Genomic DNA, 13583 nt, shown 5'->3' with positions numbered 1-13583 from the left:
ATCGGTTAAATAAACTGCGTCTTTTTTTGGTATCATGATTGTAAAAAAAGGAGTTTTTGAAATGGCAGTCATGGAAGATTTTATCAAGCTCGATCTCAGAATAGGAACGGTCGTAAAAGCAGAAGTATTTCCGGAAGCAAAGATGCCGGCCATAAAGATGACAATAGATTTCGGCGAAGAAATCGGTATGAAGCAATCAAGCGCCCAGATTACAAAACGGTATGAACCGGATGATTTGACGGGCAGGCAGGTCACCGCTGTTGTCAACTTTCCGCCTCGCCGGATTGCCGGATTTAAGTCAGAAGTACTCGTTCTCGGCGGCATCCCGGAAGAAGGAGACGTGGTTCTGCTTACGCCCGAGCAGACCGTACCGAACGGAACGAAAATCGGATAATAAAAAAAGACGTTTGCAGAAGCAAACGTCTTTTGCGTATTGAGGCGATACACCACACGCCACATTCGTGTGTGCCGCAAGGGCATGTGCATCGGCTTACACAATTCAGCTCATCGCTATATGAATATAGCATGGCGGGTGCAGAAATGCAAGAGAAATTATTGAAATGAGGGCTGAATTACCGCATGACCTCTCGTCAGGGCGTTTAAATTAGGTCAGATTAAGAAGGGATTAAAGGGATATTTCTTTGGTATATTGGAACGAAAATTCAAGCAGAGTTACTTTGAGGAATTGGAAGCATAATTTTGTGAACCTGGCGAGGTATAGCTCATTATGAACCCGACCCTTGGTTAAGTATATATACTTAAATAAGTCTATAAACGATAGTTCAGCCTGAACCATTGCTTTATCCAGAAGTGGAGAACGAAACAGAGAGACATCATGTAGTTCTGTCGGTCCTCAAAATAGAGGAATAAGTGAAGAGGTCGTCACATTTTGTTACCAACGAGCACATCATCAATGATCATGTGGGTAAAACAATCACGACTTTTGTATAGGAATTCTTACAAAAAAGTAAGGTGAGTGTAAGATAACCGCATTTCTTCACAATAAAGTATTAGATAAGAACTATAAAAGGAGTAAGGAGTGATGAAAAATGAAAAAAATGACCGTTTTTATTATAGTATTAGGCTGTCTATCGGTTTTCATGTTAGGAGGTTGCGCTGATCGAGGCGCTGTACTAGAAAGCGATTATTATGTTCAAATTCATGGAAAGGCAGAAAAAAACGAAAACAAAGACAATTACGTTTACAATTTAGAAGGGTATAACGAGAAAGGTAAGAAAAAAATGGTCTCTTTCTTTGTTGAAAAGCCTTATCAAGAAGGGGACATTGTACGTGTGCCGAGGAGCCATGACGGATATACTGGGGAACCTGAAGCTATTAAATCCGATAAACTGCCGGAAAAGATCAAAGGCCGATTTAATCTAAAGAAATAACAACAACCTGAGGTAAGTAATGTTTCGATCAGCTGAAACGAACAATGTTCAGTCCAGGACAAAGTTGATCGGAACGTTATTCCTATCAGAATCAACCACCCCAAATTGGGAGGCGTAAAAGGATCGTAACATTCTTTCGAACCAACTCAATTTGATTCAGTGCTACTGTCCACTCGTATAATGGCAAAGGGTGCACGAATCGTTCAGTCAGATATACCCGAAAGTAATGATGGAGTAACGGAATGGGATGCCGTATATTGCGACACCGTTCGGTCAGTAAAAACAAAGTGCGTCAAAATGTGGATATGTGTTCTGGTCAGAGAAACGAAGGAGGGATTTACGAATGGATTCAAAAGATGATTACTTTAAAACAGCTATTAAGTCATACTGCAAGCGACAAAATATGTCACCACAAAAATCACATTTTTCTAACCGGATTAATAATGAGCATACAAGTATTACTCAAAATACTTGCCACTCCTATCCAAAGTAGCCATTGTGCTGCAGTCAGCCATGAGGCAGTTAGGATAAAGAGTCCAATGGCAATTGATATATAATTGCCGGCTCGGTTCAGTTTACGTTTGCAATGAATTTTATATTTGGCATGAGAAATAAATTGATAGATTTTATCTTTCAGCTCATCGCTTTTTTCCTTCATCTTATCCTCTGTCTCTTTTACTTTTCGATAAAGCATATTATTCACCGTCTGCACTCCCATATCGCCGTTTTGAAAATTCAGCCATGATTTTTTCTTCATAGCCATCTGAGATGAATTGTGCCTGATCTTTAACTTGTAAATGTGCTTTTTCTTCAAAACCAACCTGTTCTTCACCATCAAAACGATAAAGTTTTTGCAGCAGCCTCCAGAATGTTTCAATTTCATCAGTTGTGAAGTCATGAAACATATCCGCTAAAAAATAGGTGGATTTTTCTGTGTAGGAAATTAACGCTTTTTTTCCTTCAGGGGTAATTTCAATATTGATTGAACGTTTATCCAGTTTGCTTGGCAAAGTGTGAACATATCCTTTTTTCGCGAGGCTTGAAATTAATTTGTTAGCGGTTTGTTTTGTTGTGCCCAGCTTTTTAGCGATATTCATAAGTGTGGTATCTTCCGTCGGTAAATGGGCAATAGCAATAAGAGTCATGTGCTGTCGGGAAGTCAACGCTTCTAAGTATTCGTCCCCCCGAGTTTGCACCTTATTGACAACCGAAAATAATGATGCGTAACTTTGTTGCATAAAATGCAGTTCCTTCATTAGTAAATTAATATCCATAGTTATCTCCAATCTAAATTGTCACCTTGTTGACAGTTATAATATACATCGAAATAGAAAATAAGTCAACATGGTGACTAATAGGGATTTACGGTTTGTTTTCACAGGGGAGAGGGATGCAAAACCCTTGGAAAAGTTTGAAGGATACTTTATTAGGAAACAAAGATATCACAGGTAAGAGAAATAGTAGAGGACTCAAAGCTGAATCCAAAGTGAGAAGGTGTTTGACATGCAGAAAGTGAACTGGTCAGAACAGTATGAATGGTTCAATAAACAGGATGAAAAAGACGGGCGTTTGATGGCGCTTCTTCGTCATGAGCTTTCATATGGTGAGATCTTACGATTATACAAGAAAGGGTTTTATTTGAAATCAAAAGAAGGGAATGTTTCCTTAAATAAGGACGATATCCGGTGTATGTTTGGGGTTGAGGAGAAAAAGGGCGGCATGTCTTAATGAACGGGAAGAGAAGAACTCTTCCCGCTTTTCGTGGCAGGTGTTAATCTTTTTCCAGCATAGTAGTCAGCCATTCTCTTAATGCAGTCTTTTGTACATACCGCTTTCCGTTTCTGGTAATGTGCGGAATGCCGGAAGTGTCAGGCACGATTTGTTTCGCTTCTTCCTTTGTAACTCCTAAATAATGGCCAATATAGAAGTGCAGATCTTTTTCCTTAATAAGAATTTGGTCAGTGTGTTCATGAGAATCAGGTGATTTAAAGTTTTTTAATCCGTCTCCTATGAAATATCCGGCTAAAGCGATGCCGATGCCGGTAAATATATCCATACAGCAAACCTCCAATAAAAGTTATCATGTTTTATACGGTCAAAACCGCCGAAAAGATTCACCTTCAGTAAGACCGGGGGAGCTTATTTTTGCTTTCCGAGCTTTTCGATCTGCACCTTTCCGGAGAAGAAAACAGCGCCTCCGCCCATATCCGCCAGCCGATCGGGGGTGAGCGAATTGACCAGCTGTTTTTTATCATCCATGTCGGCCCAAAGACCTTGGCTGACTGCAACGCCGGGAAGGACTTGTTCGCCGACGGAAGCTGTCAATTCACATTCACCGCGGTGGTTCCAAACTCTTACAGTTTCTCCGTCTTCTATGTCTAGGCGGGCAGCATCTTCTGTATGAATAAAAAGCTTTGGCGCCTTTTCCAGTTTTACGTGTTTTTCATTATTCGAAAACGTTGAATTTAAGAAATTATGATTCGGTCCCGGAACAAATAGAAACGGAAAATCGTCATCGCTCTTCAGAGGACTGTGCGTCGGCAGCGCCGGATAACCTTCCTGTTTCATCTTTTCAGAATATAATTCAATTTTTCCGCTTGGTGTCTTGAGCTTGCCCGGGAAAAGCGGTTTTTTCCGTTTGGCTCTCATAAAGGAATGGCGTGAGAGCGAATCGTAATCAATATCCTCGATATACGGGTTGTCGGGACAGTCCAGCGCCTGTCTGATTAATTCTTCATCAGAATCCTGAAGCTCCCGCTCGGTAAAGCCCATCGCCCCGGCAAGCAAACGGAACACTTCTGTATTCGATTTGCTGTCTCCATACGGTTCGATCACCGGTTTTTGCAGCTGAATAAAATGATGCCAGTAAGACGTGTAAAAATCCGTACTTTCAAAAGCAGATGCAGCAGGGAGCACAATATCCGCATATTTGGCGGTTTCCGTTAAAAATAAATCATGAACGATTGTAAATAAATCCTCCCGCAGCAGGCCTTTTCTGACTTTATTCGCTTCCGGGGCAACCACTGCGGGATTGGTGCCGTAAATAAACAGGGAGCGCACGGGCGGATTTGTTTCTAAAAGAACGCTTCCGAGCCTGTTCATATTAAATGATCTTGGCTTTCTGCCGTATAGCAGATCAGGACGCTGGAGCGCCTGTCTGTTATAGTTTAATACCGCACTGTTATGTTTGATTGCGCCTCCCCCGGTGTTGAGCCATTGTCCTGTTACAGCCGGAAGACAGGCAACGGTGCGGACGATCATTCCGCCGTTGTCATGATGCTGAATGCCGTTTCCGATCCTGATAAGGGAAGGGGAGGCTTCACCGTACATTCTCGCAAGACGTCTGATATTGTCGGCTTTAACGCCTGTAATAACAGAAACCGTTTCCGGATCATACTGTTTGATATGCGCTTTTAATTCTTCGCTGCCTTCGGTGTATTCTGTGAGAAATGCTTCATCGTGAAGGTTCTCATCGAATAAGACATGCATGATACCGAGAGCGAGTGCGGCATCTGTGCCGGGACGAATGGGAATAAACCAATCGGCAAGCCGGCCGGTTTGATTCTTATGTACATCGATAACGACAATTTTAGCTCCTTTTTTCCGGGCTTTTTGAGCAATCATGACTTGGTGCATATTTGTGCTGACAGCATTGATTCCCCAAAAAATAAAGAGCTTTGCATGGATGGTCTCCTCAGGATCAGTACCCGCGCCTTCTCCCATTGTATAGTTATAGCCTTCAGATCCGGCTTTGCTGCAGATCGTACGTTCAAGATGACTCGCCCCGAGACGATGGAAAAAACGGCGGTCCATTCCCTCTGCAGCCAGTTTTCCCATATTGCCGTAAAAGCTGTACGGAAGAATGCTTTCTGCTCCTTCTTCGGCAATCAGCTCTTTCCAGCGCGCACTGATCGTATTGATCGCTTCCTCCCAAGAAATAGGCGCAAACTTTGCTTCGCCTTTTTCACCAATCCGCTTTAACGGAGCGGTTAACCGCTTCTCATCATAAATGCGCTCAGCCATGTGTCTGACTTTGTTGCATATGTTTCCTGATGTGACAGGGTGATCTGGGTCTCCCTGAATTTTAACGATTTTTCCGTCTTTTTTTGTCACAAGCAAACCGCATTGATCGGGACAGTCCAGTGAGCATACCGACTTAAAGACCCCGTTTGGCTGTTCTGCTGCAGAATTCATAGCCCATTTCTCCTCTTTTTTTATATTGTAAGCATTATAACATTTCAAAATCGAACGTCAATTCTGAAAAAAGTGTTGACATCCAGGAAAGACTTTTCTATGATGGGTTTATTCTTTTAAACAGCCTGACAATTTCATCATTTTATTTTCTATCAAGAGAGGTGGAGGGACTGGCCCTATGAAACCTCGGCAACATTTATTGTGCCAATTCCAGCAAGCGTACGCTTGAAAGATAGGAAAGAATGATCTATACATATTTGTACGCTTCAAGCGGATAAAGACGGTATATGAATCTCTTTCCTTCTTCGGGGAAAGAGATTTTTTTGTGAAAAAATTTATGTGAAAAGGATGTTTTGCACCATGACGGTTGTAATTACCGCACCATATCACGACGAGGGGCTGAAGGAGCTGACAGAGCTGTTCGGCCGGACTGTGCACAGGCCGTGGTAGAAGCACGGCCGGGCTTATCGGGAAGACGAATTAATTCGGATGATCCAAGAGACAAATGCGGCGGGCCTTATTACTGAACTTGATGAGGTATCTGAGCGTGTCATTGACATATTGCCGGATTCCGCTTTTATCGGCGTCTGCAGAGGGATGCCGTCTAATGTGGATATTGAGGCGGCGACTAAAAGAAAGATTCCTGTTTTCTTTACACCGGCCCGAAATGCCCAGGCCGTTGCTGAACTGTTTATCGGAAATGTGATTTCATTTTTGCGTCATACGTATTCTTCCCATCAGTGGCTGAAGGATGGGAAATGGAATGGTGATTATTTGCAGGCTTACGTCAAATTCAGAGGAAATGAGCTGACGGGAAAAACAGTCGGTCTTATCGGTTTCGGAGCTGTTGGACAGAGAATCGCCCGGCTATTGGCCGCCTTTGACTGTAAGGTGCTGTACTATGACCCATTTGTCAATCATGAAAACCGGGAGTATGAAAAAACGACGATGGAACGGGTATTTTCTGAAAGTGATATTGTTTCCGTTCACTTGCCGCGCACAGAAGAAACCATCGGCCTTATCGGCGCCAAGCACTTTCAATTGATGAAACAAGAAGCTGTTTTTGTCAATACGTCAAGAGCGGCGGTAACAGACAGAGAAGAGCTGTTGCGGGTGCTGAAAGAACGGCGGATTAAAGGAGCGATCCTTGATGTATTTTATCACGAACCGCCTGAATCTTCTGATTATGAAATCATTTCTTTGCCGAATGTGTTAGCGACTCCCCATTTAGCGGGGGCACCATTTGAAGTGGAGGATCATCATGTGAGGATTTTAAATGAAGCGCTTTTCAAATGGAAAAAAGATCAAACCTGCTCAATACGTGAACTTTATAACAAAAGAGAACTTGAAACAAAGGGATAGGAAAAGGAGGAAGCTGTAATGGCTGGACAAAAAGGCTACCTTGTATTTGACATCGGGACGGGGAATGCGCGAGTCGCGGTTGTGACTGCCGGCGGCGAAGTGACCGCACTTGAAAGGGAAGACATTGAATATGTGACAGATCCGCTTTATCCAGACGGCCGCTATTTCTCGCCGGAAAGAATATGGACGAAAATCAGCGCGATGGCAAGGACGGTTATTGCCAAAAGTCCTCATATTACATTAATCGGAATTACCTCAACAAGCCAGAGGCAGGGAGTTGTTCTGATCAATAAAGATAAAAAAGCATTTCTCGGTCTGCCCAATATTGATAACAGAGGGCGCGAATGGGAAAGCGGAATTGAGTTAAAAGATGAAGTGCATCAGCAAACCGGACGTCTCCCGAGCGCTTTATTTTCCGCAATGAAACTTGTCGGATTAAAAGAAAGACAGCCGTCATTATGGAAAGAAGTGACGTATATCACGAGCATCAGTGACTGGGTGACATTTGAGCTAAGCGGAATTTTGAGCTATGAGCCGTCACAGGCTGCCGAAACGCTGCTGTTTGACGTAAGGAAAAAAGCGTGGTCAGAAAAATTATGCAATATCTTCGGTGTTCCTTCTTCCATTCTGCCTTCACTCGTCCGATCCGGGACGGTTGTCGGAATGTTAACGTTTAAGAAAGCTGCGGTTCTCGGTCTTTCTGAAAGAGTGCCTGTGATTGCAGGCGGGGGAGACACACAGCTTGCCATCAAAAGTGCGGATGCAAAGCCGGGGGATATCGTCATCATATCCGGCACGACAACGCCGATTACAAAGATAACGGCAGAGGCCGGAACTGAAAGTTTAGAGAAAGCATGGCTGAATTGCCACACAGAAGAAGGTCAATGGCTTCTTGAGACAAATCCGGGTGTAACCGGGCTCAATTATCAAAAATTAAAATCCATTTTTTATCCGAATGAATCCTACGGCGTCATGGAACGGGAAATCGCAAAGCTGCCGAAATATGATCATGCCTGTGTTTCTGCGCTAGGCTCCTATTTATCGCCTGAGAAAAACGCACTTGCAAAAGGCGGATTTATCTTTGACGCCCCGCTGTCTCAAAATTTAAGCAGAGCGCATTTTGTCAAAGCAGCACTGCTGGAAATTGCTTTTTCAATCAAATGGAACTATGAGGCGTTAACAGAGGTAACTTCCTTTTCACAGAATGATGTGAAAGTATGCGGCGGCGGTTTCCAAAGTGATGCATTGACACAGTTTCTTGCTAACCTTCTGCAAAAGAAGATTTATAAGAGAGAAGGCTTCAGTCAGGCATCCGTGATGGGGGCGGCGGTGATTTGCAACGAGGCTCTCGGTGTGAAAGAAGAGCTTTCGAGTAACACAAAAGTTATTGAACCGGAATCGGATCAGACGGATCTCTTCCTATATGAAGAATGGAAACATACGCAAAGGTTATTTACGCATTTTCAGCCGGCGGTGAAAGCCTGACTCGGGGCTGGGATATATTTCTGAATGAATTAATGACAACATGAAAGTCTGCAGAGGAGGAACAAAAAATGCTTAATAAAATAGGAATTCCGAAACAGCTTACCTGGGGGTTTTTGGGAGTGGTGCTGTTTATGATGGGAGACGGCCTTGAGCAAGGCTGGCTCAGTCCGTTTTTAGTTGAAAACGGCTTGACGGTTCAGCAATCAGCGTCCCTGTTTACGGTTTACGGTATTTCTCTTGCAGCAGCGTCTTGGTTTTCAGGCGTCTGCCTCGAAGCCTTCGGGGCAAAGCGGACGATGTTTATGGGGCTGTTATTTTACGTCATCGGAACAGCCGCGTTTATCGCATACGGATTTGAATATCTTAATTTGCCGGTGATGTATGTCACGTATTTTATTAAAGGGCTGGGGTATCCGCTGTTTGCCTATTCTTTTTTGACTTGGGTGATTTACCGGTCGCCGAAAAACAAGCTCAGTACGGCGGTCGGCTGGTTCTGGATTGCTTATTGCTGCGGCATGTTTGTGTTTGGAGCCTGGTATTCAAGCTGGGCGATCAAATCATTCGGCTATTTGAATACCCTTTGGAGTTCGATTTTCTGGGTATGCCTCGGCGCGTTTTTTGCATTGATTTTAAATAGGGACCGCTTTGAAAAGAAAAAAGCAGATAAGCAGGAAAAGGCGCAGGAATTAATGAAGGGAATCACCATTCTTGCTGAAAATCCGCGTGTGCTCTCAGGGGGTATTATTCGGATCATCAACAGCATCGGAACATACGGATTTCCGGTATTTCTCCCCATGCATATGGCACAGCACGGTATCTCTACAAATGTATGGCTGCAGATATGGGGAACGATTTTTCTAGGCAATATCGTCTTTAACTTAATATTCGGTGCAGTCGGCGATGCATTCGGCTGGAAAAAGACCGTCATGTGGTTCGGAGGAGTGAGCTGCGGCATTTTTACCCTTTTATTATATTACGCTCCTGTTATATCACATGGGAACTTGCTTTTCGTCAGCATTATCGGCTTCATTTGGGGAGGCCTTCTTGCCGGGTTCGTTCCGATTGGAGCCATTGTCCCGACAGCAGCTGGCCAAGATAAGGGGGCGGCCATGTCTGTATTAAATCTGGCTGCCGGCCTGTCAGCGTTTGTCGGCCCGGCGCTGGCTTGGGCATTTATCGGTCTTGTCGGGGTACAGTCAGGAAAATGCTGATTTACAACGCTAAGCCCATTTCCCCGACTATTCCCCCAGTTTTAACAACGTTAAGAAAGTTTCAAGGGTCTTAAAGAATCTAACGAGACCATTTTCTCCGAATTAAAATGGTATTCTCCAAGTAAATTAATATGTTCCCAACCTAGAGGTGACATATGGTGCAATAATTCTTCATTAAAACTACCTGACCGTTTTTGATATTCAACTGCCTTTGTTAGATGTAAAGTATTCCAGATACTGATGGCATTGATAATGATGTTTAAGGCACTGGCTCTTTGCAATTGATGCTGTATGGTTCGTTCCCTAAGCTCTCCTTGTTTTCCGAAGAAAATAGCTCTTGCCAGTCCATTCATGGCTTCTCCTTTATTCAATCCTTTTTGTATTTTTCTTCTTAATGATTCATCCGAAATATAATTCAAAATAAAGATCGTTTTTTCTATTCGGCCCATCTCACGTAAGGCTGTAGCCAAGCTGTTTTGTCTTGAATAAGAACCTAATTTCCCCATAATAAGGGATGCTGAAACTGTTCCTTCCCTTATAGAATGAGCTAATCGCAAAACATCCTCATAATTCTCTTTAATGACCTTTGTATTTATTTGTCCACGTAAAATGACTTCTAATTTTGGATACTCACTTGCCTTATCTATTGTAAATAATTTCGAGTCTGATAAATCTCGTATTCTTGGAGCAAATTTAAATCCTAATAAATGGGTCAGTCCGAATATTTGGTCTGTGTAACCAGCCGTGTCTGTATAATGCTCTACTATATTTAGATCCGTCTCATGGTGTAACAAACCATCCAAAACATGAATCGCATCCCTTGAATTAGTATGAATAATCTTTGTGTAATAAGAAGAAAATTGATCACTTGTAAAACGATAGATGGTGGCTCCTTTTCCAGTTCCATAATGTGGGTTTGCATCTGCATGTAGCGATGAAACGCCTATCTGCATTCTCATACCATCGGACGAGGATGTTGTACCGTCTCCCCAATAGGAGGACAATTGCAATTTGTGATGAAAATTTACTAATACGGCTTGGGCTTTATTCATTGCATCTTCATACATGCGCCATTGTGATACATTGGCCAATTGCTTATATGTAAGTCCGGGTGTTGCTTCAGCCATTTTGCTTAAACCAATATTCATTCCCATTCCTAAAAGAGCAGCCATAATAATAATTGTTTCTTCTTTATCCGGTTTTCGATTATTGGAAGCATGAATAAATTGCTCATGAAATCCTGTTATATAAGCAATATCCATCAGTAAATCGGTTAATTTTATTCTTGGTAGCATCTGATACAGGCTTGCGCTAAATTTTTTTGCTTCTTCTGGAACATCTTTTTCTAAGCGTTCAATTGACAGCTTTCCTTTTTCAAGAGAAACCCCGTCTAACTTGTTGGAATTGGTAGCTAACCACTTTAACCTTTTGTTAAGGCTGCTGGTTCTCTCCGTCATATAATCCTCGAATGATAAACTAACTGATAATCTTGTATTCTCCTTCGTTTGATTCCATGTATCTTCTGAAAACAAATATTCTTCAAAGTCTCTATATTGTCTGCTGCCAACAATGGAAACATCTCCTGCCCTAACATGCTCCCGAAGTTCTGTTAAAACAGCCATTTCATAGTAATGACGATTGATTGTTGTACCATCATCCTCGTATAAATGCTTTTTCCAACGTTTTGAAATAAAATCCACAGGTGAGTTATCAGGCACTTTTCGCTTTCCGGATTCGTTCATTCCACGGATAATCTCAACAGCTTGTAAAAGTGGCTCATTTGCTTTTGTAGAATGAAATTCCAATACCCTTAATAGCGTTGGCGTATATTTTCTAAGTGAATAAAATCGTTTTTGCAGTAAGTCTAAATAATCATAGTCGTCAGGGCGTGCAAGCTCCTGAGCTTCTTCGACCGAAGAGACAAAAGAATTCCATTCGATAACGGATTCTAAAACCTCAAAAACGTCTAATTTTTCCTTTTTTGCTTTGATTAAAGCTTGTCCGATGTTCGTAAAGTGTATAACTTTCTCATTCAGCTTTTTACCGTTTTGTTTCTGAATTTCCTCTTGAGCCTTACGGCCTTTTGATAACAGACTAAGTATTTGTCTATCATGAATTTCAAAAGCTTTATCCGTTAACTCTTGAGTAAGATGTAATAAATAGACGGTTAATATCGAATATCGCTTATTTTCTTGAAAGTCACGGAATGCATATGGCTCATATCTTGAGCCTAAGCGAGATAGTTGAAACAGGCGATTGCGATGCAAATGACTAATTTGTACCGTTTCTAATTCCATTCCTCGTATGTATTCGAGTCGTTCTATTACTTTTAGAAATGTTTCGGGTGAAGGATGACCCGGCGGTTCCTTTAACCAACCCAATATCGTTTTATTGGATTCGGATGGATGCTGCGAAGTAATGATCTCTTCAAGCTTTCCTTTTTGTTCATTTGTAAGAGATTGACTAACAGTATTAAACAGTTTCTTTTCAGCCATTGCCCTTGCCTCCCACACCATTCTTTCAAGTGTAGTAATAGCAGGCAGTATGATTTTGTTTTTTCTTAGAAAATCTATACATTCATGTAGTAGATGTATGGCATCGCCATTTTCAAAAGCTAATTGATGAAGATGCTTAAATGCTATTCGATATTCTCTTAGAGTAAAAGTTACAAAGTCGTATTCACTTCGAAGTTCTTTCAAATGATCCCAAAGTGTATTTTCTCTTTGAGGATAAAGACTAATCGAAGATGGAGTGGCACCGATTTGTTTCGATATATAATGTATGACTGATTCCGGGATGCTTTTGATATGAGTGTATGGCCAACCGGGATACCGAAGAACAGCTAATTGAACAGCAAACCCTAAACGGTTTTCTTCTCTCCTTCGCTTATTAACTATTTCTAAATCCCGTTTGGAAAAAGTGAAGTAGGTCCCCAATATCCATTCATCTTCAGGGATTTGCATAAAATCCTGCCTCTGTTCCAGTGTAAGCAATTCTCTACCTCTCGCAATTTTCATTCAGTATCATCCCATTTCCATAATTATTCAGTTAATTAGTTCAATTATATATAAATAGAGTGTACTCTATTGATACAAGTATAGTAGACTGATAAAATCATAGTTAAGAGTGTCTCATAAGACTTGTCTCAAAAACGAGGTGAAATTTTGCAGAAAATCGGTTATGTACGCGTCAGTTCGACTAGCCAAAATCCTTCAAGGCAATTTCGGCAATTGAACGAAATTGGAATGGATATTATTTATGAAGAAAAAATTTCAGGAGCCACAAAAGATCGTGAACAACTTCAAAAAATGTTAGAGGATTTACAGGAAGGTGACATTATTTATGTTACAGATTTAACTCGGATCACTCGAAGTACGCAAGATTTATTTGAATTGATTGATTTAATACGAAATAAAAAGGCAAGCTTAAAATCACTTAAGGATACATGGCTAGATTTATCAGAAGATAATCCATATAGCCAATTCTTAATTACGGTAATGGCTGGTGTTAACCAATTAGAGCGAGACCTTATTCGTATGCGTCAGCGTGAAGGAATTGAGCTCGCAAAGAAAGAAGGGAAGTTTAAAGGACGGTTAAAGAAATATCATAAAAATCACGCAGGAATGAATTATGCAGTAAAGCTATATAAAGAAGGAAATATGACTGTAAATCAAATTTGTGAAATTACAAATGTATCTAGAGCTTCTTTATATAGAAAGCTATCGGAAGGAAAAAAATAAGCATTCATTACTTATATTAAAAATTTCCGGGGATTGTGAAACAACGTACCTAACCAAGCAGGCTATTTCTATAAGGAAGTATCAATATTTGTTTATCTAACTAGGCACGATCATCAAAGGGTTCCGAGTACATTTTAACGGAGATATACGCTAAACTCAGATTTAAAGCAAGGCTGTATTTTTCGAGAACACTTTTAAAA

10 protein-coding genes, 2 pseudogenes and 1 riboswitch are annotated in these 13583 nt (G+C 41.5%); of the genes and pseudogenes, 7 read left to right on the top strand and 5 right to left on the bottom strand.

The window, feature by feature from the left end; all coding sequences use genetic code 11:
* Positions 1-61 precede the first annotated feature (61 nt).
* Complete coding sequence (gene csaA / locus BAMF_RS30565; RefSeq protein WP_013352504.1) at positions 62-394, top strand: chaperone CsaA; 333 nt, start codon at positions 62-64, stop codon at positions 392-394.
* Between the two features lie 655 nt (positions 395-1049).
* Positions 1050-1391, top strand: a complete 342-nt coding sequence (locus tag BAMF_RS30560) for a YxeA family protein (RefSeq protein ID WP_013352503.1) — start codon at positions 1050-1052, stop codon at positions 1389-1391.
* Positions 1392-1809: 418 nt separating this feature from the next.
* Here BAMF_RS30560 and BAMF_RS30555 read toward each other — a convergent pair whose 3' ends face one another.
* Together BAMF_RS30555 and BAMF_RS30550 are read right to left on the bottom strand one after the other, a co-directional pair.
* A complete protein-coding gene (locus BAMF_RS30555) occupies positions 1810-2094 on the bottom strand; it encodes a hypothetical protein (protein ID WP_014470312.1) in 285 nt (94 codons plus the stop codon).
* Positions 2087-2665 carry a MarR family winged helix-turn-helix transcriptional regulator gene (locus BAMF_RS30550; protein ID WP_013352501.1) on the bottom strand — a complete coding sequence of 193 codons (579 nt, stop codon included), beginning with the start codon at positions 2663-2665 and terminating at the stop codon, positions 2087-2089. Before BAMF_RS30550 ends, BAMF_RS30555 begins: the two co-directional genes overlap by 8 nt.
* 229 nt (positions 2666-2894) lie before the next feature.
* On the opposite strand from BAMF_RS30550, the gene BAMF_RS30545 reads away from it, so the two are divergent.
* Positions 2895-3119, top strand: coding sequence for a hypothetical protein (locus tag BAMF_RS30545; protein WP_014471891.1), 225 nt, complete (start codon positions 2895-2897; stop codon positions 3117-3119).
* A 43-nt stretch (positions 3120-3162) separates the two neighbouring features.
* Here BAMF_RS30545 and BAMF_RS30540 read toward each other — a convergent pair whose 3' ends face one another.
* Both BAMF_RS30540 and BAMF_RS30535 read right to left on the bottom strand, forming a co-directional pair.
* Positions 3163-3447 (bottom strand): hypothetical protein, encoded by a 285-nt coding sequence (locus BAMF_RS30540; protein ID WP_013352499.1) that lies wholly within the window; start codon positions 3445-3447, stop codon positions 3163-3165.
* A gap of 83 nt (positions 3448-3530) precedes the next feature.
* A complete protein-coding gene (locus BAMF_RS30535; RefSeq protein WP_013352498.1) occupies positions 3531-5585 on the bottom strand; it encodes a molybdopterin oxidoreductase family protein in 2055 nt (684 codons plus the stop codon).
* Positions 5586-5731: 146 nt separating this feature from the next.
* Positions 5732-5824, top strand: a riboswitch (SAM riboswitch).
* A gap of 121 nt (positions 5825-5945) precedes the next feature.
* Here BAMF_RS30535 and BAMF_RS30530 point away from each other — a divergent pair.
* The 3 genes and pseudogenes from BAMF_RS30530 to BAMF_RS30520 form a co-directional block, all read left to right on the top strand.
* Positions 5946-6947 (top strand): annotated as a pseudogene (locus tag BAMF_RS30530) (2-hydroxyacid dehydrogenase).
* 18 nt (positions 6948-6965) lie between these two features.
* Positions 6966-8432, top strand: a complete 1467-nt coding sequence (locus tag BAMF_RS30525) for an FGGY-family carbohydrate kinase (RefSeq protein WP_013352496.1) — start codon at positions 6966-6968, stop codon at positions 8430-8432.
* 68 nt (positions 8433-8500) lie between these two features.
* Positions 8501-9628 (top strand): annotated as a pseudogene (locus BAMF_RS30520) (RbtT/DalT/CsbX family MFS transporter); the annotation flags it as partial.
* Positions 9629-9693: 65 nt separating this feature from the next.
* Here the strand turns inward: BAMF_RS30520 and BAMF_RS30515 are convergent.
* Positions 9694-12660 carry a Tn3 family transposase gene (locus tag BAMF_RS30515; protein WP_000684982.1) on the bottom strand — a complete coding sequence of 989 codons (2967 nt, stop codon included), beginning with the start codon at positions 12658-12660 and terminating at the stop codon, positions 9694-9696.
* Between the two features lie 147 nt (positions 12661-12807).
* Here BAMF_RS30515 and BAMF_RS30510 point away from each other — a divergent pair, with 147 nt between their 5' ends.
* Positions 12808-13383: a recombinase family protein gene (locus BAMF_RS30510; protein ID WP_001169292.1), complete on the top strand. Its 576-nt coding sequence runs from the start codon at positions 12808-12810 to the stop codon at positions 13381-13383.
* Positions 13384-13583 lie beyond the last annotated feature (200 nt).

The sequence above is a fragment of the Bacillus amyloliquefaciens DSM 7 = ATCC 23350 genome, assembly GCF_000196735.1.
GTDB classification, from domain to species: Bacteria; Bacillota; Bacilli; order Bacillales; family Bacillaceae; genus Bacillus; species Bacillus amyloliquefaciens.
The sequence above is the reverse complement of the archived record's forward strand: the minus strand, read 5'-3'. Positions and strand labels throughout refer to the sequence as shown.

Coding starts and splice junctions, on each gene's coding strand:
- csaA (WP_013352504.1), top strand. CDS start 62: ATGGCAGTCATGGAAGATTTTATCAAGCTCGATCTCAGAATAGGAACG.
- BAMF_RS30560 (WP_013352503.1), top strand. CDS start 1,050: ATGAAAAAAATGACCGTTTTTATTATAGTATTAGGCTGTCTATCGGTT.
- BAMF_RS30550 (WP_013352501.1), bottom strand. CDS start 2,665: ATGGATATTAATTTACTAATGAAGGAACTGCATTTTATGCAACAAAGT.
- BAMF_RS30545 (WP_014471891.1), top strand. CDS start 2,895: ATGCAGAAAGTGAACTGGTCAGAACAGTATGAATGGTTCAATAAACAG.
- BAMF_RS30540 (WP_013352499.1), bottom strand. CDS start 3,447: ATGGATATATTTACCGGCATCGGCATCGCTTTAGCCGGATATTTCATA.
- BAMF_RS30535 (WP_013352498.1), bottom strand. CDS start 5,585: ATGAATTCTGCAGCAGAACAGCCAAACGGGGTCTTTAAGTCGGTATGC.
- BAMF_RS30525 (WP_013352496.1), top strand. CDS start 6,966: ATGGCTGGACAAAAAGGCTACCTTGTATTTGACATCGGGACGGGGAAT.
- BAMF_RS30515 (WP_000684982.1), bottom strand. CDS start 12,660: ATGAAAATTGCGAGAGGTAGAGAATTGCTTACACTGGAACAGAGGCAG.